The organism is Streptomyces filamentosus, assembly GCF_014654895.1.
Classification (GTDB): domain Bacteria; phylum Actinomycetota; class Actinomycetes; order Streptomycetales; family Streptomycetaceae; genus Streptomyces; species Streptomyces filamentosus.
The window spans coordinates 57,519-76,498 of record NZ_BNBE01000002.1 but is presented as its reverse complement, the minus strand read 5'-3'; the positions used below and the strand labels follow the sequence as shown (position 1 = coordinate 76,498).

The window sequence follows — 18,980 nt, the reverse complement described above, 5'->3', positions numbered from 1 at the left end:
CCACATCAGTCGTTGCCCCGTCCGCGGGCGGAGGGGTCCGATGAAAGCGCACTGCAAAGATCTGCCTGTCCGCGGCCAGACGAAGGGCTGTCGCCGCGCGGCGGGCTTCACCTTGAAGTGAAGCCGAGTCAGGGATGCGGTCCCGCACGAACCGAACCAGCCGGTTGACCTGGTCCTCAGTGATCCGCTCCACCCGATCCCCGTCGTTAACAAGCCTTTTCGCCTCGCGCGGCGCCAACTATCGCACCGGACCACTGACGTCCCCAAGTCTTTGCGGCTGGCCCAATGCCTTGACCAAAGACATAGGGGCGCCCCCCGGCCGCCTCGCCTCCTACGCCGGCCTCGCCCCCACCACGAAGTCGTCCGGCACCTCAATCCGCAGCGAACATGCCCCACGAGGCGGAAACCGGCAGCTCAAACGCGCCATGTTCCTCTCCGCCTTCGCCTGCATGAACGCCGACCCCGCCTCCCGCGCCTACTACGACCGACAGTGAGGCCGCGGCAAGACCCACACTCAAGCCCTCCTCCGCCTCGCCCGCCAACGCATCAGCATCCTGTTCGCCATGCTCCGCGACGGCACCTTCTACGAACCCCGCCTCCCCCAAGCGACGGCTGCATGAACCAGTCCACAGGCAGGTCGATTCGGATCAACACCTTGCGTCGTCTGTCCACGCCGAGATCTCCGCGGCGCCCCGCCGGACAACTTCTTCCGGATCCCGGGCGAGCTTCCCGCAGGCCACTGCGACGTCCGGCACACCGTCCGGTTCCACGAGCGCGTCATGCACACCGGTCTGCAGCCAGTCGGCCTGGTTGTCGTCAGCCTCGGCAACCGCGAGAGCGATAAGCCTTACGGCGGCCACCGTCCCCACCCGCGCCAGGGCCTCTGCCGTCTGTCGAGTCACCGCCGTGTTCTCGACGTCCAGCAGCAGCCCCACCAGCACTTCCGCAGCCTCAGGTACATCAGCGAAGGAAGCAAGGTCACGCCCGGCATGAACACGTTGCGTCCAGGAGGGAGACGACGCCTCAACCAAGGCCGCCTCTAACCCACTCGTCATCTCTGGCACGGCCAAACAGTCTCATGCCCCACGAAGAAGATCGAACCCCGGGCGGAAGCTACCCACCTGCTTGACGAAGAACATAGAGGCACCCCGAGCAGGAGACCCCTTGCACTCGATCCGCCTGATCTCGTTCGGCTACCTCCACCTGCCCACCGGCCCGGACCACTCCCCCATCCCGCCCGCCGCCGACCGAACCGAGGACGTCCGCGACCGGCTCCGCGACCCCGCCGCCGCCCGCAACATCCTCGACCTCGACGGCCTCAACCCCCGCGTTCAAGACATCGTCCTCAAAACCCCCGGCGCCCGCGAACTGCTCACCAACCTCACCGACTACGCCAACCTCCCCGCCGGCCCCCACCGCATCGCCCTGGGTTGTGCGGGCGGGAAGCACAGATCCGTTGACCGGACTACCGAAGGACGCGCCGGGCGGGAGCGTATCCCTCGCTTGGCCTAGTCGGTAAACGTTGCGCATCCCGACGACGAAGGAGCGCAACGGAGTTGAAAGAGCAATGCCGTGATGTTCGCGCTATTCAGCTGCCCCGATGGGGGCGGGTGGCCGCGGACGAGGGTGTCGTGCCCTGGCTGGTCTTCGATGAGGAGGGGAAGGTCGTGCTGCCGGTCCGCAGGTTCCTGATCGACTTCATCGCCCGGGACAACCGGACCGGCAGCGTACGCAGCTACGCGTACGACCTGCTCCGCTGGTGGCGCTGGCTGCGCGTGGTCGATGTTGAGTGGCACCGCGCTACCTCGGTGGAGGTACGGGACTTCGTCCTGTGGCTCCGGGCCGCGACGAAGCCGCGCAGGTCGGCGCGGACACATTCCGCGTCGACTGCGGGCACCACGAATCCGATCACGAAGAAGACGTACCTGGACGACCTCTACAAGCCGCGGACGATCCGGCACAGCAACGCGGTGCTGCGCAGCTTCTACGACTTCTGGATCGAGACCGGCGGCGGCCCGCTGGTCAACCCGGTGCCGCTGGCGCGGTCCGACCGGCGCCGGTCGCACGCCCACCACAATCCGCTGGAGCCCTACCGGGGCGAGGGGCGGCTGCGCTACAACCCGAGGGTCCCCAAGCGGCGCCCGCGGCAGATGCCCGACGAGCGGTGGAACGAGCTGTTCGCGGCGCTGCGATCGAACCGGGACCGGGCGATCCTGGCCTTGGCCATCAGTAACGGCGCCCGCGCCTCGGAGCTGCTGGGCGTGCGTGGGGTCGATCTCGACTGGGGCGACCAGCTTGTGCGGGTGGTGCGCAAGGGCACGCTCGCCGAGCAGTGGCTGCCGGCCAGCGCGGAGGCGTTCGTCTGGATTCGCCTCTATCTGGCCGAAGGGCCGCCGCTGGACCCGCAGGCCCCGCTGTGGTGGACCCTGCGCCGCCGTGACCACGGCGCAGGGCTGGCCTACCAGGTCATGAACTACGAGGCGCTTCGGGCGGTGTTCCGCCGCGTCAACGCGCTACTGGGCACGAACTGGTCGATGCACGACCTGCGGCACACGGCCGCCCTGCGCATGGCACGCGACGAGAGCCTGTCGCTGCGGGACGTGCAGACCATCCTCGGTCACGCCCACCTGTCCACCACGGCGGACGTCTACTTGGTGGAGGAGGAAGCCCAGGTCATCCGCCGAGTCCAGGAGCATCTGGCAGAGGTGAAGGACCGGGCGAAACTCCCGCCGCCGGCAGTGGCGGGCGGCTACGAAGCCAGCGACCTGGACGTGCTGTTCGGGGGTGGTCCGGCATGAGCCGCCGTGCCAACCGCGTGATGCTCGCGGGCACCGGGCCCACCCCCGAGCGACGCCTGTTCGTCGCACACGACGTGAAGGCGGACGAGAAGCGCGTCGGCCCCCACGAACACCTGGGGCGCGGCGACATCCTGGCCCTGTTGCCGCTCTCCCCGGTCTGGCCGGCGCAGGACTACAGCAACGGCCGCACGCTGGGCCGATACCGCCTGATCGGGGCCGGGCAGGTCCTCGACTGGCTCCTGACCCACCCCGGGGACGGCTGGCAGGCCCGTTGGAGGGCGGCCGATGCCGACCGCGGCAAGGACTGGATCGAGCAGGTCCTCGACCGGACCGACAACGGCCACAGCTACCAGGCACGCAGGTCAGTGCTGCTGAGCGGCCTGAACAGCATGTTCATCAGCCGCATCGTGCTGCCTGACTACGAGTTCATGCGTGGCTACAAGGCCATGGCGCTGTTCAAAGACGTCCAGCGAATGTTCCCACCGGGGACGCTGGAGCAGATGCGCCGTCACGGCAGCGAGCTGGGCATGACCGGTCGGCACGTCGACGAGGGGCTGCGCGTGATCTCCAAGATGATCCTGTACACCGGCCGCTACCTTGACCAGCTCACTGCGGAGGACGTCTTCGAGGCGCGGGCCTGGGGACGGCGGGCTATCGGCTACTCCTACGACGGAACCCACAGCGCTTGGGACCTGATGCGCGGCGCCGGGGTGATCCACTCCAAGGACACACTCAAGGACGCGCTGCGGCACGGCCAGCGGCCCACGGCCGAGCTGGTCGACTTCTACAACCTCCAGAGCACACCCGTGCGCAACCTGCTGGTCCGCTACCTCGAAGAACGCCGGCCCGGCGTCGACTACGGCACCTTCGTCGGCCTGGCCCGTGAGCTGGCCGGCGTGTTCTGGGCTGACATCGAGGCCCACCACCCCGGCATCGACAGCCTCCGCCTGCCCGACGAAGTCGTCGACGGCTGGAAGCAGCGGCTGCTCACCTACGTCAACAAGAGCGGTGAGGTCGTGGAGCGTCGCTCCCGCTACGACGTCATGATGCGCGTCCGCGGCTTCTACCTCGACATCCAGGAATGGGCACACGAAGATCCGTTCTGGGCCCAGTGGGCCTGCCCCAGTCCGATCCGCCGCGGCGACGGCGCTGGCAACTTCAAGGTCGTGGCCCAGGTTCAGGCCCGGATGCACCAGCGGGTCCGCGAGCGGCTCCCTCACCTCGGGCGCCTGGTCGAGGCCGCCGAGCGTGAGCGCGATGAGACGGCCGCGCTGCTGGCGGCCGCGAAGGCTACCGCGTTCGACGAGTACTTCGAGCACGAGGGCACCCGCTATCTGCGGGTCATGCCCGCTGCCCACAAGGTCACCAGCCGCCCTGACCACGTCACCCCGCACGTCTACGTCCATGCCGAGGGCAGCACGAAGCGGATCAACCAGAGCATGGCCGAGGACGAGGCGTTCTGGGCCTGGGCTGTCATCGAGACCCTGCGGCACACCGGAGTACGCGTCGAGGAACTCACCGAGATCACGCACCTGGCGCTGGTCTCCTACAAGCTCCCCGACACCGGCGAGATCGTCCCGCTGTTGCAGATCGTGCCGTCCAAGAGCAACGAGGAACGGCTGCTGCTGGTCAGCCCGGAACTGGCCAGCGTCCTGGCCACGATCATCAAACGCCTTCGGGACGCCAACGGCGGCAAGATCCCGCTCGCCGCCCGCTACGACGACCACGAACGCGTCACCGGACCGGTGCTGCCGCACCTCTTTCAGCGCCGCCACTACTGGCAGCCGCAGGTCATGGGGCAGAACACCGTCTCCCGCCTGCTCCGCAAAACCCTGGCCCGGATGGGGCTGCGCGATCAGGCCGGCAACCCGATGCGCTACACGCCCCACGACTTCCGCAGGATGTTCGCGACCGAGGCCGTCACCGGCGGACTGCCTGTCCACATTGCCGCGCGCATTCTCGGACACAAGACTCTGACGACCACGCAGGCATACCTCGCGGTCTTCCAGGACGACCTGATCCGCACCTACCGCGGCTTCCTCGACCGCCGCCGAGCCGAACGCCCCATCGAGGAATACCGGGAGCCCACCGAGCAGGAGTGGAGCGACTTCCAGCAGCATTTCGAGTTGCGCAAGGTCTCCCTCGGCACCTGCGGCCGTCCCTACGGCACCCCCTGCAAGCACGAACACGCCTGCATCCGCTGCCCCGTCCTCCAGATCGACCCACGCCAGCGATCCCGGCTCATCGAGATCATCCAGAACCTCCGCGAACGCGTCCGCGAAGCCCGCGCCAACGGCTGGCTCGGCGAGGTCGAAGGACTCCAGGTCAGCCTCGATGCCGCCACCGCCAAGCTCAACAGCCTCAGCCGCACTTCGACCGATGGCCGGCCACAGCTGGTCGACCTTGGCTTGCCCGTCTTCACCGACCACGCACCCACGTCAGCGCCGGGAGAAGAACCAAACCCTGCACCTGACTCGACCCTGTCTTGATTCGGAGCCGAGGGCTCTTACAGCAAGAGCTCACGCAGCGCTGTCGGAGGTGGCTGGTTGCCTTACTCGGCGAAACTCTCTGACGGCAAGGGCCCCAGCAGCTACTGTCGCCCCAAACGGCAAAACGGGCATCAATACCGCGATCCCCCATGAAACAAAGCCGGTGTCTACCGCTTCGTAGCTCCCCCAAGGCTTTTGTGCGGCACGGATGGTCTCGCCTGGGTAGCCGTCGTACGTGACCTTGATGGTGCCCGCGTTCGCGATGTTCTGTCCGCTGCATGCTGTGTGGGTGGTACCCCGCGCTCCATCCTCACGGTGGCACTCTGTGAGCCGAACCTCCACGGCGTTCTCCAACAGGTTCAGCCGTGCGATGCCGTCGAACACCGTCCATGCTGTCGCTGCCGCGCACAGCAGTGTGAGCGCGGCATAGCCGACGACTGCGAGTATCCGCCCCTTTGGCATGGGCCTATCATGCCGTCCCTTGAGGGCTTCAGGTAGCCAGGACTCTCCCCGCCATCACCAGCCGTACGAGGCATCAGCGGCACTGCCCAGCGCGCATGTGCAAGGCCAGCTTGCCGGGACGTTCATGGCGCGGCTGGCTCATGATCGATTCCTTAGTCCGGAAAAGGGCCGCCGGCCTCACCAAACTCCTCGCCCGAGAACTCCGCGCCTGCGGCCGCCAGGTCGACGTCGACCACCTCCACGTCCATCTCCCCCGCGTCCTCAAGGCCACCAACACCGGAGCGAGCGCATGACCACCACCGGCCTGCACGACCTCGCAACCAGCCTGGGCGACGGCTGCACCACGCACCCCGCAGAACGGATCTGGACCCCTGACCAGGACCCGGCCGTCCTCGGCTTCACCCCGGTCCTCGGCGGCCTGCACATCACCGGCCTGCCCGCCCCGGACGCCGACCCCGGGGACCACCCTGCGCTCTTCCTTCTACTCGGACAGCACCGCTGGGCCACCACCATCCACGCAGCCGCCCTCTACATGGCAGCGGGTCCACACCTGGACCCGCTGGTGCCTCTACCCCGGCGACGACCCTGCTGAGGTCATCCCCCGCATCCCGCGTGCCGTCCACGCGCACACCACGATCCACCGCCACCCCACTGGGACCTGGCACCTCGCCTGGGCTCGGCAGGATGCGCCCGGCGCCGTCCCTGCCCCCGCCATGAGGCACCCCGCCGCGCTGGCGACCGCAGCCGCGATGCCCGATCCTGACCGGGACCTCCAGGCCACCTGGGCTCGCTGACTTCCACCGCCATGCCCAAGGCCTGTGTCCGCGCGAACGTGCGTGGGCGCCGGCCTTTTTGCGTTTTGGGTCCGATGAGTCATAGAGGTGGGAGAGGACAGAGACAGGGGGCAGATCATCGCAGCGGGCTGGTCTCTACGTACACGAGAGGGACGTCTGCCCGGTCGGAAAACTCGATCCGACCTGACTGCGTACTGGGCACGCTCAGAGGGATCGTGCCACGCACGAACTGCCCGGGGCCAGGCTCCGGCTGATTGGTGAAGACGTCCCCCTGCTGGCCAAGGTCCTCGCACTCAATCGCCAGGACGTGACCGAGGCCCTGTACCTCTCCATCCTTACCTGTCCAGTCGGCGTGCGCGAAGGGATAGGTGTCGAACTTGGTCTCACCAGTGTTCTTGATCTTGAACTCTAGACAGACGAACTGCTTACCCGGCTCGGCGTTGACGGTGGAGCCCGTATGAGAATCCGTAACGGTTCTGGCCGCCTTGATGCTGACCAGGGTGATGTCCGCAAAGCCTCCTGGAATGTCGAGGAGGTCGCTGGGGCTGGTCACCACCGAGACCGTCTCGCCCGCAGTGAGGGTGGGAGCAGCTGGAGAAGCCGAGGTGGACTTTGGAGGGGGAGACGGAGCCCGCAGTTGCTCTTGTCTCCAGCTGTCTCCGTCCTGGCCCCCACTGCAGCCTGTCAACAGGCCGAGAGAGGCGCAGGCCACTACACCCCAAGTTCCCATGTGTTTCGCGAAGGGTTTCAGCATCGCCCCTCACCGTCCTTGTCTCCCGCACCTCCCAGATTCGCCCATCTCGGCTCTCGCCGCACTCCGGGCAGCTGCCTATGTGCCCTGTCTCAGTCGATGTGAGGCAGGGGGAGGTCTGTGGCCAGGTGCGCTTCAGATGGAGTGAGACGGCGGGCGGGACTTGTCTCAGTCCAGTTGGGGCAACAGGGGCAGGTTCGGGTACTGAGGTGAGTGCGCCCGTCCCTGGCGCGCGAGTATGTTCTGATCGTGGAGAACGAGCAGATCATCATCAAACTCACCCCGGATGAGGCGCTGGTCCTGTCGGACTGGCTTGAGCGGGTGCAGATGACAGACCTCAGCCGTCTTGTCGACGATGAAGCGGTGTGGGCTCCGATTCACAGGCTGGCGGGGACGCTGGACAAGTCCTTGCCCGGGATCTTCGCGGCAGACTATGCGGAGCGTCTGGACGCGGCGCGGCACAGGCTGCGTCCGCGCAGTGAAGCCTCTGGCGAGGAAAGCGGTTCTAGGCCGTGTCCGGTGAATCGTCATTCGACCTTGGAACCGGGTCGCACTCCTTGATCGTTAGGGCGGCGTGGGACGTGGCGATCTGACGAACGAGCAATGGGCTCGGCTCTTGCCGCTCCTGCCTTCCCATGGTGGGCGGGGCGGGCAGTGGAGTGACCACCGTCGTGTGTTGAACGGGCATCTACTTCCGTGAGCGCACGGGCGTCCCCTGGCGGGATCTGCCTATGCGTTACGGGAAGTGGAAGACCGTGTATGAACGCCATCGTCGCTGGTCGGCGGATGGGACCTGGGCCCGGATCCTGAAAGCGGTCCAGGCCCGTGCCGACGCGGAGGGCCGTCTGGACTGGAGCCAGGTCGGTGTCGGCTCAACCACCTGTCGCGCCCACCAACATGCCGCAGGCGCAAGGAAGGCCGCCCGACCATCGGCTCAAAAAAGGGGGGCAGTTCCGGCCCGTCATCGCACCGACGAGGGACTCGGGCGATCCCGTGGCGGCCTGACGAGCAAGATTCATCTTGCCGGCGAAGGTGGTCGCCGCCCGCTCGGCCTGCTCATCACTCCCGGTCAAGCCCACGACGGGAGCCTGTTCGAGCAGGTCATGGCCGAGGTGTGAGTTCCCCGGCCGGGCGGCGGCCATCCCCGCACGCGCCCGGACGCACTGAGCGCCGATAAGGCCTACAGCTGCCGCCGCATACGCATCTACTTGCGCAGACGCCAAATCCCGCACAGCATCCCGGAGAAGAGGGACCAGGTGGGCCACCGGCTGGCCCGGGGCCAGGCGGGTGGCCGCCCGCCCGCCTTCGACCGCGCCGCCTACAAGCGCCGCAACGAGGTCGAACGCCTGATCAACAAGCTGAAGGGCTTCCGCGCCGTGGCAACGCGCTACGACAAGCGCGCCTACGTCTTCCACGGCACCGTGACCGTTGCCGCGATCCGTCTCTGGCTCTGCGACTGACGCACAGCCGTCAGAGCTGCGGCAGTCGGTCCGCACCTGTGGGAGAACGTCGCTCCTCAAGCCAGAAGAGATAGACGCGGAGGTGCGATGCCAGCTCGCCGCCGAGGTAGTCGGCATACTCCAGGGCGGCGGCGGCCACACCTTGCCCGGCCTTCACGTCGTCGGCCTTCCAGTCCGACCGCCGGTCCGCCAGATACTCGGCGATCCGCCCTCGATCGCGCCACCATTCCCGGACCGCTGACGGTGTCCAGTGGGTGTCGCCGTCACAGCCGTAGCCGGAGAAGGCCTCAGCCTCCGCTGCATCGACCAAATGCTGAAGCTCCTCCGGCGTCCGGGGCTGCCGGTACACGTACTCGGTGAAGTAGTCGGCCTCGTAGAGTACGAGCTCTGGGGCGTGGATACGGCCCGTGCCGCAGTTGTCGGTGTCAGCCCCGTAGAACGGTCCGGGCACGTTGAGCCACTTCCGCTCCGACCACTGCCCCAGGAACTCTCCGCGCGCATCGCCGAGCAGAGGCACCGGATCGAAGTAGATGTCCACGGCAGAAGGTTAGGGCCTGTCCGATAGGTCAGGTAACCGGCCTGGCGGCCGGTCGTTCTGTCCGGTATGGGGCGGGGTGATCTTTCTGATGACGAGTGGGCTCGACTCGAACCCAGTCTGCTCAAAACGTTGGGCGAGGAGGACGTTGGCAGTGTCATCGACGCGTGATCAACGGGATCTTGCTCCGACAGCGAACCGGTCTGCCGTGGCGAGATCTTCCGATCCGCTTCGGGAAGTGGAAAACGGTCTATGGCCACCATCGCAGGTGGTCCGCGGATGGCACGTGGGAGCGTGTCCTACGGACGGTCCAGGCGGACGCCGACGTCGAGGGGCGAATCGACTGGAGTGTGGTGAGCGTGGATTCGACGGTGTGCCGCGCCCATCAGCATGCTGCCGGGGCTCATCACCGCGTGCCCAGGCTGCTGGGGTGCCGGCGCCGTCCGGCCGCGCATCGCCTTGATGAGGCGCTCGGCCGGTCACGGGGTGGTCTCACGACGAAAATCCATCTGGCGAGTGATGGAAGCTGCCGCCCATTGGCTGTTCTGATCACTCGCGGGCAATGGGGTGACGCGCCACAGTTGATCAACGTTATAGATCGTGTTCGAGTCCCTCCCTCAGCTGGCGGTCACCCGCGAACGCGACCGGACCATGTGTGTGGCGATAAGGCGTGCAGCTCTCGCCGGAACCACAGCTACCTGCGTCGACGCCAGATCAAGCACACCATCCCTGAGCCGAAGAATCAGAAGGTCAACCGCCAACGACGCGGTAGCCACGGTGGGCGGCCGACCGGCTTCGACAGCACTACCTACAAAAGGAGGAACGAAGTCGAGCGTTGTTTCAACGCGCTCAAGGGCTCCAGAGCCGTGGCGACTCGCTATGACAAGAGGGCCTACGTCTTCCACGGCACGGTTACTCTTACGGCGATTCGGTTGTGGCTCCGCCACTGATGTCAGCCGCCGCAGCGGATGGCCCGGTGGTTGCCTCAGTCGTCGGCGGCGACGATGAGCGTGATCCGCTCAGCCGAGCGGTCGACGAGCACGAACTCGTGAAAGTAGTCGTGCACGCGTCCCCAGTCATGAGTTGCCTCATCATCGAGTTCGCTGAGGTAGTAGATGCCATCGGCTGCGGCTACGCGGGCGAACACTTCTTGCTGCAGATCTGCCTCCAGCTCGGTGGGCACGTCCCAGAGCGGATCCACCCACTCCCGCAGGATCTGCAGAGCCTTCTCCTGGCTGATGGACTCATAGAGATCAGGAGTGATCAACCGCAGCCAATACGGACCGTGCCGAGGGCCGTCCGGAAGCACTCCACCACCTGCATAGTCGTCCCGGAACTGCTCGTGCCCAATCAGTGCGGCAAGCAGCCCTCTATCGTCGACCGACTCCGCAGAGAAGCGCAGCTGCTTGATGTCAACCCACCGAAACCCGTGCTCCTTCGGATCCCGGGCGTAGCGTCGAAAGTTGATGAAGGCGCTTTCCTCGCGAGCGAGCCCGTTGTCCATGACGCCAGCCTAGAAGGCGAGGGGCCCCTGCCGACTCACCGGACAGGCCCTAGCCCGACCGGGCTATGCCGTGACGAATGACCCGCTAGTGCTGCTCTGCGGAAGTTCGTGGTGGGGTGTCTGAAGGCAGGTCTGGACACGTCGGATGTGTCAGGCGAAGGAGAAGTGGGCGGCGGCTTCGGCGGGCGTGGTCGCTTGGCGGCGTCCGGGGACATCGTGGACGGTGGTTGCGCCCTCGGAGCGGAGCTGATCGGCGCCGGCGTCCCGGGTCATGATGGAGGCGTAGGCACGGACGTCCGCGGCGGTGAGGTCTGTGCGGCCTCGCTCGGTGTATTGCTGGAGGAGGTCGGTGACGTCCGGATTGAATCGCAGCATGGTCACCGGGGCGTTGAAGTGCCTGGCGATGGCGATGAGTCGTGCGCGTGCCTGCGGCGTGACGTTCGTTGACTCGGCGACTGCTGTTTGTCCGGCGGCGAGCCGGGCGGCGATCCTGTGGTCGCGTTCTTCGAAGATCCGTGCGTCCGCCGCGTCGGATACTGCTTCCGCGGGTGAGGTGCCGAAGAGCTCCGCGCGGATCTCGTCGCTGGACACCACGGCTTCCGCGTCGATCTGTCGGCGCGCGATCAATGCCCGGACGAAGCTGGTCTTGCCCGAGGCTGGTGGGCCGACGAGGACGACGAGTCCTGTCGGCACCCGGATGGCTGGCGCGAGAGTGTTGAGGTAGAGATCGCCTGCGCAGTCGAGGGCTTCCTCCGGGGCGCCGGCTGGCAGTCCGCTGGGCAGGATGTTGTCCCGGTAGCTGTCGGTGCTGGCCAGATAGAGGGCGAAGCCCCAGGTGTGCAGCACACCGGTGAAGCGCAGTCGGCACAACGGCAAGCTCTTTTCGCCGGGCAGCTCGGCTGCTACGTAGGCGAATCCTGTGCGGAAGCGGACCCTGATGGCGTCTACGTGAGGTCAGCATGCGCGGGCGTGGCGGTTCAGACGCAGGCGCAGGTGGTGCTGCATCGATTCCGGGGGGGGTTCTTCGGCACGGGCCCATCCTGCCGGGTGCGGCGGCCGGCCGCCATGCTCGTTGGCCGTGGAGGGTGGACGACGGGCGGGGGCAGCGGTGGCGGTGGCGATCGGTTCGAAGGTCCGCGAGCAACTGGTGCGGGCGGTGCTGCGGGCCCGGATTGTCCTCGCGGCAGCGAACGGAGTCGCCAATGGCGCGATCACCAGGCAGTTCGAGGTCAGCGGGAACACGGTGCGCAAATGGCGCGGGCGGTTCGCCGCACTGGGCCTGAACGGCTTGCGGGACGCCGAACGGTCGGGGCGGCCGAAGATCTACGGGCCCGAGGTCCGCGTGGCGATCGTGGCCACAGCAACCAGCAGGCCGCCGCATCCGGAGGTGACCTGGTCGTGCCGGGCCATCGCCCAGCATGTGGCCGATGCCTGCTCGGTGTCGGTCTCCGCCTCCCAAGTCGGCCGAGTCCTGGCCGGTCTGGACCTGAAGCTGCACAAGGTCTGGGGCTGGCTCACCCGCCGGGATACCCCCGAATTCTGGCAGGGAGCGTCCGGGGTGTGCGCCCTCTACCTTGATCCGCCGGAGGGGCAGTGGTGCTCTCCATTGACGAGAAGACTGCGATCGCCGCCCGTTCACGCCGCCATCCCAGTCGTCCCGCACGCCCGGTGAAACCTCTCGGCAAGAGTTCGAGTACCGGCGTCACGGCACCGCATCCCTCGTCGCCGCTCTCGACGGGCGTACCGGTGAGGTCCTCGCTGAGGTGATCGCTCGCAACAACGTGGCGACCTTCACCGCCTTCCTGGACCAGGTCGACCGGGCGATCGCTCCTGGCAAAGAGACCCACATCGTGTTCGACAACGGCTCCTCCCCCACCGCCAAGCGCACCCAGGCGCGGCTGGCCGCGCACCCGCGCTGGCACGTCCGCCGGACCCCGCCGCACGTCTCCTGGCTCAACCAGTTCGGACTGTTCTTCTCCGCCTTCACCCGCCGGGTCGTGCGGCGTGGCGACTTTCCCAGCCGTGACGACCTGCTCGAGAAGGTGGAGACCTACGTCATCGGGCGCAACGAGACCACCAAGCCCTACCGATGGACTTACGAAGGCACCCCGCTCAAGACCGCCTGATCAACGTCCCACCACGAACTTCCGCGGAGCAGCCTAGCGAGTTATCACGGCGTGATAGGTCGGGCGACCATCCGTGATGGATGTGGGGGTATCACGGCGTGATAGGTCAGTGAGGCGCTCGGAGTGGGTGAGGGGGTATCACGCCGTGATACCCCCGAAAAAAATTAGTAACCTTGCTAACGTGTCATCGGCGGATGTTGATCTATTTAGTTAGTACAGTGACGTCCATGACGTCACCTGACACGGGCGGCGACCGCGAGAAGGTCGTCACCAAACTCACCAGCACCCTCCGGCAGGACCTTAAGGTCCGTGCCGCTCTCCACGGCCTCGACATGCAGAACGCGGTCGAAGCCGGCATCACCGCCTGGCGCGGCCTGGGTTCGAACCCCGCCCCCGTCGACACCGCTGGCGCGGAGACCTACGCCACCTTCCTTCCCGCCGAACTGTGGGACGGCTTCCGGGACGACTGCAAGGACCGCGGAGTCTCCCTCACTCAGGGCATCGCCCAGGCCGTCACTCTCTGGCTTGACAGCAACCCCGTGCCCGAGGTCAAGCGCCCCGCGACAGTCCGACGCATCGTCGTCTGCAACCAGAAGGGCGGCGTCGGCAAGACCGCCATCACCGCTGGCCTCGGCGAAGCCCTCGCGGAAAACCCTGCAGCCCTCGTCCCCGTGCGCGTTTCCAAGCACTTTGCCGCACTGCTCGACGACCACAATCGCCCCGAAGACCCGCTTGCCCTGGAAGACCTCCCCGGTCTCGGACAGCGCGTCCTCCTCGTCGACTTCGACCCCCAAAGCCACCTCACCAAGCAGCTCGGCCACGAACCGCTCCCCATGAACGGTGACTCCCTCACCAACCACATGGCCGGAGAAGCCAAGGGCGAACTGGCAGACCTCATCGTCGCCGTGGACGAAGACCGCTTCGGCAACAGGCTCCATCTCCTGCCCGCCTGCACCGACGCCTTCCTCCTCGACGTCCGCCTCGCCTCCGTCCGCGCCCGCGAAGCCGCCCTCGAACGAGCCCTTCGCGCAGTCGAAGCCGACTACGACGTCATCCTCATCGACTGCCCCCCGAGCCTCGGTCTCAGCATGGACGCCGCCTCCTACTACGGACGCCGCCGAGACAACGAGGAAACCGGAAACTCCGGGGTCCTCATCGTCGTCCAGGCCGAAGACAGCAGCGCCGACGCCTACGGTCTGCTCACCTCGCAGATCGAAGACATGCGCGCCGACCTCGCCCTCGACATCGACTACCTCGGCCTCGTCGTGAACCACTACGACGCCCGCCGCGGATACATCGCGACCTCCTCCCTCCAGTCCTGGATGGACATAAAGGATCCGCGCGTCGTCGGCGTCATCGGAGACCTCAAGGAACAGAAGGAAGCCGTCCGCGCCAAGCGTCCCCTCCTCGCCTACGCACCCCGGTGCGAACAGTCCGTCGCCCTCCGCGCCCTCGCCCGGGAGATCAGCAAGTGAGCAAGGCCAAGAACCTCGGCGCCGGCGCCTCCTTCGTCCAGGCCCGCCCCATCAGCGCCCGCCGCGCAGCGATCGGCGCCGCCACCGCCGCCCCCACCGAGGGAGTCCCGGACCCGGTCGAACTCGCCCTCCACCTCATCAGCCAGAACCCGGACAACCCCCGCGAGGAACTCCGCGACCTTCAGGGCCTGGCCGACAGCATCCGGGAGATCGGCCTCGTCAACTCCATTACGGTCGCCACCCTCGACTCCTACTTGGCAGAGCGGCCCGACCGAGCTGGCGACGTAGACGAAGGCGCTCGATACATCGTTGTCGACGGCCACCGCCGACTTGAAGCCGCACGTCTCGCAGGCGCTACCACGATCCGGGTCAGCGTCAACAACGACCTCGTCGCCACCGACGAAGCCCTTCTCGAAGCTGCGTTCGTGGCCAACGTCCACCGCGACGACATGAACCCCATCGAGCAGGCCCACGCGCTCAGGAAGCTTGTGGCGTTCTACGGCTCGCAGAATAAGGCCGCCAAGCGTCTAGGGATCGCCCAGTCGACCATCTCCTCCAAGCTCTCGATTCTCGACCTGGACCTCGAGCTCCAGGCGGACCTCGTCGAAGGGCGGCGGACGATTGAGCACGTCCGTAACCTCTCCAAGCTGCCTCCCGCGGAACAGCGTGTGAAGGCCGACGCCCGAGCTGAAGCAGCGGAGCGGAAAGCGGCCGTCAAGCGGGACCTATCACGCCGTGATAACCCGTCCGCCCCCAGCCCCAATGACCGGGTGGACGAGGTTCCGGCCCCCAGGAGCGAGTCCAGCAACCCTGCAATGCCGGAGGCACAGAACCTGGAGCCGGAATTCTCGTCCGCAGTGGCGCCGCCCAGTGGGGGAGTGGCAGCCGCAACTGCTCCGGAAGACGTGCAGTCAGATCCACTGGCCCCGCTGGTTCCGCAGAGTCTGCTCGATGACGGTGCTGCTCTTATGGACCTGGCTTTCGATGCCCTGGCCCCAGGCCAGCGCAGCGCTTTCATCCAGCGATACTTCAAGCGCAGCACTGGAGTGAGCGCCGTTGTGGAGGACTTGCGAGCTGGCCTCGGGTTTCCTGCCCGGGCCTCGCTTGCGCACATCCTGGAGCAGGTTGCCGCCGGCCTGCGAGAAGACAAGTAACAACGCGTAGGGCCCCCGCCTCAGGGCAGGGGCCCTACGCGTTTCAAGACCCGAGCCGGGAAGGTCTTCAGGGCATCAGTGCAGTAGCAGATGAACGGTTTGCTCTCCGGGTTCGCGTCCCATCAGGTCCGGTCGGCATCAGCTCCTGACGGGCGCCGTCCGCAGATGGCGACCAGCCGAAGGACGTCGGGACGGCGGTATAGCAGCCTCTGAAAAGCAACTAGAGCTGAACTGAAGGTGAATGAAGCTGAACCTGATACCTTCCTCACTCAGCTTCACTTTTCCTTAGTTCTCTGAAAGGGCTGCAGTGAGCAACAGCTACACCCTCCATATCTCCGGCGCACCGCCTGAATGGTTCGACAAACTGTACGAACTTGCCACCCAGCTCCCCACCCACACCCTCACCACCGGCGACGCCCCTACCGTCGAAGCCGCATCCGCTCTGTACGACCGCGTCACCCCCGACGCCAAGCACCTGCTCCGCCTCGCCGTCCAGGGCAACGGCCGCGCGCTCGGCGCCGACTTCCGTGAGCAGCGCGGAGAAGGCCGCCTCAATGGAGCCACCACGAGCCTCGCCCGTGCCACCAGAACGCTGACAAGCCAGGGAAACTGGCCCAGCTCCATCCCTGCAGTACTCACCTCAACGAAAGCGGGCCCAGAGGGATGGAGGAAGACGCACGCCTTCCACATGCCCGCCGCTCTAGTACCCGTCTTCCGTACCGCCATCCACCAGCACGACAAAGGCGGGGCAGGGGCACAGTCCATCGTCGGTCACTTGGCCGATGTGTACATGAAGGCGGGGCACGCCCCGCAGGACGCCACTGAGTACGCCCAGGAGTTCCTAGAGCTGCATGCTGACGATCTTGCTGCCTGGCTTGCCCACCGTGCTGCCTCCAGCACATGACATGGCGGACCGGGCGGTTGCGTGTGCCCGACCGAGTGGCGCCCGTCGGCTTCATGTACATGCTGCGGACTGGCATCGCGTGGCGTGACGTCCCAGCGGAGACGGTGGGCTGTTCCGGGGTGACGGCTTGGCGCCGACTGCGGGACTGGACCGAGGCCAGCGTCTGGCCGCGCCTGCACGCCGCTCTGCTGATCGAGCTTCGTCGCGCCGACCTGCTGGACCTGGACGACTGCTCCATGGACGGATCGCACGTTCGGGCCCTCAAAGACCTCTCAGGGGGTTAACAAGTCAAGCCGTCCGCCCGGTCGGGGTGGCGGTAAGCCGGGGTGTGCTTCAACGATCTGCATACGTCACCATGGTCTGCCGGGCGGAACAGCATTGGTGGCCCGGTAGGAGCGGTCTGTCGGTGAGGGTGGGGTTCGTGGATCAGAGCGAAGACCAGATCTTGGCTGAGGAGCTTGCTGCTCTCGGTGCAGTGGGTGGGGGTAGTGGTCGCTTGGTCCAGGTGGTGGCCAAGTTGATGAAGAAGAACGTCCATGAGGTCGATCTGCTTGTTCCGTTGCCTTTCGACGATGCGGTGAAGCGCGTCTCCGGTGTGCTCGGGAGGGCGGGCCGCGTTGTTGAGACCGTGCCAGTTTGCTTGGGCGAGGACGAAACTATCCGCATCGTCACCGGCGGCGGTGCCGGCGGTCTGAATCCCGTAGTGGTGACCGCGCGAGTGCTGAAGGCCGATGAAAACAGCTCGAAGGTCTGGCTTCGTGCAGCTGCCAAAGAGGGTCTGATCAGGCAGCGAGCCGGGGAGAAGAGCGCCGTCCGTCTCGCCGCCCAGTTGAGCAGGGCAACCGGAGCGGACAGGGCAGGCGGGTGAGCGGCAAGCCGACAGCGGCCCTGACTATGTCTGAGCGCTCGACGCTTCCAAAGGCAGAGCCATCGGCGCGAAGGCGCGTTGTTCGTCGAAGAGCTGCCGGGTCTTGAGGCAGTGATGGAGCTGGCCGAGGAAGCGGTTCAGCAAGTGCCGTTGTGCGGCGGCATGCCAGTCGCCGTGCTCGCGTCGGCGTCGGTAGTGCGCATTCGCTCCTGGTGAGGCGGTAAGGGCGGCGAAGGCCCAGAGGAAGCCGGCGTTGATGAGGCGGTTGTTCTTGACGAAGCGGCGGCCGACGAAGCGCTTCTTGCCAGAGGCCCGGGTGATGGGCGCGGATCCGGCGTACGACTTCAGCGCTCGCGCGTCGGTGAACCGTGCCCGGTCGTCACCCAGCTCAGCGAGTACGCGGGCACCGAGCATGGGCCCCAGGCCTGGAAAGCTGAGCAGGATCTCGCTGTCGGTGTGCTGGTGAAAGGCGGCTGTGGCCGCCTCCGCGAGACCGTCCGCAGCCTGGCAGACCGCGTCCAGCTGCTTGAGCAGAGCCAGGAGCTGGTGGCCGAAGGCGTTCTCAACCGCGAGAAGCTGGTGGGCGTACTCAGCGCGGAAGATGTTCCGCAGTCGCTCGGCTTCCGTGTCGCAGCCGCGGAGGCGGCCACTGCGTTTGAGGGCGGTTCGCAGCTGGGCGAGGGCGAGCTTCGCGGCCTTGACCGGGGTCGGGGCCAGGGTGAGGATGACGCGGGCGTCAGCCCTGGTCAGGCCGCCTTGCTTGCCTTGGAAGGCCAGCAGAGCGGCAGGGTAGTACTCGCGCAGGAGCGAGCGGACCTGGTTGGCGACCTGCTGGCGAGCCCAGACGGCGTCCTGCTGGGCCCGGGCCAGGACCGTGATGGCCTGGGCAAGTTCGGAGTCGGCTGGCAGGGGCCGGCGGGCGTGCATGTCGGTGCGCAGGATGTTCGCCAGGACCAGGGCGTCGCCGGGGTCGGACTTCTTGCCGCTGACGCCGTGGCGGTCGCGGTAGCGGGCGGCGGCGGCGAGAGGGTTGATCGCGAAGACCCGGCGGCTGCCGGTGCGCAGGCTCGCGACCAGGAGGCCGTGGCTAGTCTCGATGGCCACCAGTATCGGATCTTCTGGGCTGTCACCGTGCTCGGCCAGGAGGTTCAGAAGCTGGTGGTAGCCGGCCGCATCATCGGTGATACGGGCCTTGGCGAGCAGAGTGCCGGCTTCGTCGACGAGGGCAATGTCGTGGTGGCGCTCTGCCCAGTCGATGCCGCAGAACACAGTCAAGCGATCCTCCCAGATCCGCCGTTTATGCAGCTCACGAGCACATGCGGGGCACGCGGCGCCCTAATCCAAGGACTCGTTGGTCCGCCATCTCAGTAGCCGTTCGCGACACCAGCGCGCCCCAGGGGCTCGATCTTTCTGCAGAGCTCGCGGGCTCGCGGATGAACAAGAGGTCGACCCTGGAACGGGCTCGCGCCGTGACGATCAACGTCCGAGCCCCCCCCGTTACCGTCTTCGTGGCTCCGCAATGGGGCCTCCGGCCTTCGGGTCCGGCATGACTTCCCCCCCTTGTTGTTCATGATCCGGGGGGTGGTGTCACTGGGTCCGGAGGCATCGACGGACCGCTGATGAGGGGCTTGAGCACCGGCTTCACCCAAGACCGGAAGAG

Annotated in this window: 19 protein-coding genes and 4 pseudogenes; 16 read left to right on the top strand and 7 right to left on the bottom strand. The window is 66.7% G+C overall.

The window, feature by feature from the left end; translation table 11 throughout:
- Nucleotides 1–323 precede the first annotated feature (323 nt).
- Nucleotides 324–620, top strand: a pseudogene (locus IE326_RS19290) (transposase); the annotation flags it as partial.
- 27 nt (nucleotides 621–647) lie between these two features.
- Here IE326_RS19290 and IE326_RS19285 read toward each other — a convergent pair.
- The gene (locus IE326_RS19285) at nucleotides 648–941 is read right to left on the bottom strand and encodes a hypothetical protein (protein WP_229915503.1); all 294 of its coding nucleotides are present in this window, start codon (nucleotides 939–941) and stop codon (nucleotides 648–650) included.
- Between the two features lie 223 nt (nucleotides 942–1,164).
- Between IE326_RS19285 and IE326_RS19280 the strand changes: the two genes are divergently transcribed.
- From IE326_RS19280 to IE326_RS19270, 3 genes are all read left to right on the top strand, one after another.
- Complete coding sequence (locus IE326_RS19280) at nucleotides 1,165–1,512, top strand: RapZ C-terminal domain-containing protein (RefSeq protein ID WP_229915502.1); 348 nt, start codon at nucleotides 1,165–1,167, stop codon at nucleotides 1,510–1,512.
- Nucleotides 1,513–1,631: 119 nt separating this feature from the next.
- The gene (locus IE326_RS19275) at nucleotides 1,632–2,798 is read left to right on the top strand and encodes a tyrosine-type recombinase/integrase (RefSeq protein WP_190042354.1); all 1,167 of its coding nucleotides are present in this window, start codon (nucleotides 1,632–1,634) and stop codon (nucleotides 2,796–2,798) included.
- Nucleotides 2,795–5,287 carry a tyrosine-type recombinase/integrase gene (locus IE326_RS19270; protein WP_229915501.1) on the top strand — a complete coding sequence of 831 codons (2,493 nt, stop codon included), beginning with the start codon at nucleotides 2,795–2,797 and terminating at the stop codon, nucleotides 5,285–5,287. The genes IE326_RS19275 and IE326_RS19270 overlap by 4 nt, the downstream gene beginning before the upstream one ends.
- 30 nt (nucleotides 5,288–5,317) lie before the next feature.
- Here IE326_RS19270 and IE326_RS19265 read toward each other — a convergent pair whose 3' ends face one another.
- Nucleotides 5,318–5,749, bottom strand: a complete 432-nt coding sequence (locus IE326_RS19265; RefSeq protein WP_190042353.1) for a hypothetical protein — start codon at nucleotides 5,747–5,749, stop codon at nucleotides 5,318–5,320.
- Nucleotides 5,750–5,889: 140 nt separating this feature from the next.
- Here IE326_RS19265 and IE326_RS19260 point away from each other — a divergent pair, with 140 nt between their 5' ends.
- Both IE326_RS19260 and IE326_RS40730 read left to right on the top strand, forming a co-directional pair.
- Nucleotides 5,890–6,042: a hypothetical protein gene (locus tag IE326_RS19260; RefSeq protein ID WP_190042352.1), complete on the top strand. Its 153-nt coding sequence runs from the start codon at nucleotides 5,890–5,892 to the stop codon at nucleotides 6,040–6,042.
- Nucleotides 6,039–6,341, top strand: a complete 303-nt coding sequence (locus tag IE326_RS40730) for a hypothetical protein (RefSeq protein WP_229915500.1) — start codon at nucleotides 6,039–6,041, stop codon at nucleotides 6,339–6,341. Before IE326_RS19260 ends, IE326_RS40730 begins: the two co-directional genes overlap by 4 nt.
- A gap of 317 nt (nucleotides 6,342–6,658) precedes the next feature.
- Here IE326_RS40730 and IE326_RS19250 read toward each other — a convergent pair whose 3' ends face one another.
- Entirely contained in the window at nucleotides 6,659–7,096 is a 438-nt protein-coding gene (locus IE326_RS19250; RefSeq protein WP_190042351.1) for a hypothetical protein, read from the bottom strand.
- Nucleotides 7,097–7,543: 447 nt separating this feature from the next.
- Between IE326_RS19250 and IE326_RS19245 the strand changes: the two genes are divergently transcribed.
- Nucleotides 7,544–7,855 (top strand): hypothetical protein, encoded by a 312-nt coding sequence (locus IE326_RS19245; RefSeq protein ID WP_229915499.1) that lies wholly within the window; start codon nucleotides 7,544–7,546, stop codon nucleotides 7,853–7,855.
- A gap of 13 nt (nucleotides 7,856–7,868) precedes the next feature.
- Nucleotides 7,869–8,754 (top strand): annotated as a pseudogene (locus IE326_RS19240) (IS5 family transposase).
- A 10-nt stretch (nucleotides 8,755–8,764) separates the two neighbouring features.
- Here the strand turns inward: IE326_RS19240 and IE326_RS19235 are convergent.
- On the bottom strand, nucleotides 8,765–9,292 hold the full coding sequence (locus IE326_RS19235; protein WP_190042350.1) for a ferredoxin: 528 nt from the start codon (nucleotides 9,290–9,292) through the stop codon (nucleotides 8,765–8,767).
- Between the two features lie 66 nt (nucleotides 9,293–9,358).
- Here IE326_RS19235 and IE326_RS19230 point away from each other — a divergent pair.
- Nucleotides 9,359–10,239, top strand: a protein-coding gene (locus IE326_RS19230; RefSeq protein ID WP_190042349.1) for an IS5 family transposase whose coding sequence is annotated in 2 segments (ribosomal slippage) — nucleotides 9,359–9,413 and nucleotides 9,413–10,239 — 882 coding nt in all. Because the reading frame shifts where the segments join, the coding sequence is not laid out codon by codon here.
- A 35-nt stretch (nucleotides 10,240–10,274) separates the two neighbouring features.
- On the opposite strand, the gene IE326_RS19225 is transcribed toward IE326_RS19230, so the two are convergent.
- Together IE326_RS19225 and IE326_RS19220 are read right to left on the bottom strand one after the other, a co-directional pair.
- The gene (locus IE326_RS19225; RefSeq protein ID WP_190042348.1) at nucleotides 10,275–10,793 is read right to left on the bottom strand and encodes a hypothetical protein; all 519 of its coding nucleotides are present in this window, start codon (nucleotides 10,791–10,793) and stop codon (nucleotides 10,275–10,277) included.
- Between the two features lie 150 nt (nucleotides 10,794–10,943).
- Nucleotides 10,944–11,639, bottom strand: a complete 696-nt coding sequence (locus IE326_RS19220; RefSeq protein ID WP_229915498.1) for an ATP-binding protein — start codon at nucleotides 11,637–11,639, stop codon at nucleotides 10,944–10,946.
- Between the two features lie 262 nt (nucleotides 11,640–11,901).
- Between IE326_RS19220 and IE326_RS19215 the strand changes: the two genes are divergently transcribed.
- From IE326_RS19215 to IE326_RS19185, 7 genes and pseudogenes are all read left to right on the top strand, one after another.
- Complete coding sequence (locus tag IE326_RS19215; RefSeq protein WP_190042347.1) at nucleotides 11,902–12,465, top strand: helix-turn-helix domain-containing protein; 564 nt, start codon at nucleotides 11,902–11,904, stop codon at nucleotides 12,463–12,465.
- Nucleotides 12,466–12,511: 46 nt separating this feature from the next.
- Nucleotides 12,512–12,919: pseudogene (locus IE326_RS19210) on the top strand (transposase); the annotation flags it as partial.
- Between the two features lie 227 nt (nucleotides 12,920–13,146).
- Complete coding sequence (locus IE326_RS19205) at nucleotides 13,147–14,394, top strand: ParA family protein (protein WP_190042346.1); 1,248 nt, start codon at nucleotides 13,147–13,149, stop codon at nucleotides 14,392–14,394.
- Nucleotides 14,391–15,548 (top strand): ParB/RepB/Spo0J family partition protein, encoded by a 1,158-nt coding sequence (locus tag IE326_RS19200; RefSeq protein ID WP_190042345.1) that lies wholly within the window; start codon nucleotides 14,391–14,393, stop codon nucleotides 15,546–15,548. Before IE326_RS19205 ends, IE326_RS19200 begins: the two co-directional genes overlap by 4 nt.
- A gap of 307 nt (nucleotides 15,549–15,855) precedes the next feature.
- Nucleotides 15,856–16,452 (top strand): hypothetical protein, encoded by a 597-nt coding sequence (locus tag IE326_RS19195; protein ID WP_190042344.1) that lies wholly within the window; start codon nucleotides 15,856–15,858, stop codon nucleotides 16,450–16,452.
- Between the two features lie 11 nt (nucleotides 16,453–16,463).
- Nucleotides 16,464–16,718 (top strand): annotated as a pseudogene (locus tag IE326_RS19190) (transposase); the annotation flags it as partial.
- Nucleotides 16,719–16,873: 155 nt separating this feature from the next.
- Entirely contained in the window at nucleotides 16,874–17,320 is a 447-nt protein-coding gene (locus tag IE326_RS19185; RefSeq protein WP_229915497.1) for a hypothetical protein, read from the top strand.
- 24 nt (nucleotides 17,321–17,344) lie between these two features.
- Here IE326_RS19185 and IE326_RS19180 read toward each other — a convergent pair whose 3' ends face one another.
- Nucleotides 17,345–18,610 (bottom strand): IS110 family RNA-guided transposase, encoded by a 1,266-nt coding sequence (locus tag IE326_RS19180; RefSeq protein WP_190043412.1) that lies wholly within the window; start codon nucleotides 18,608–18,610, stop codon nucleotides 17,345–17,347.
- Nucleotides 18,611–18,980: the final 370 nt, after the last annotated feature.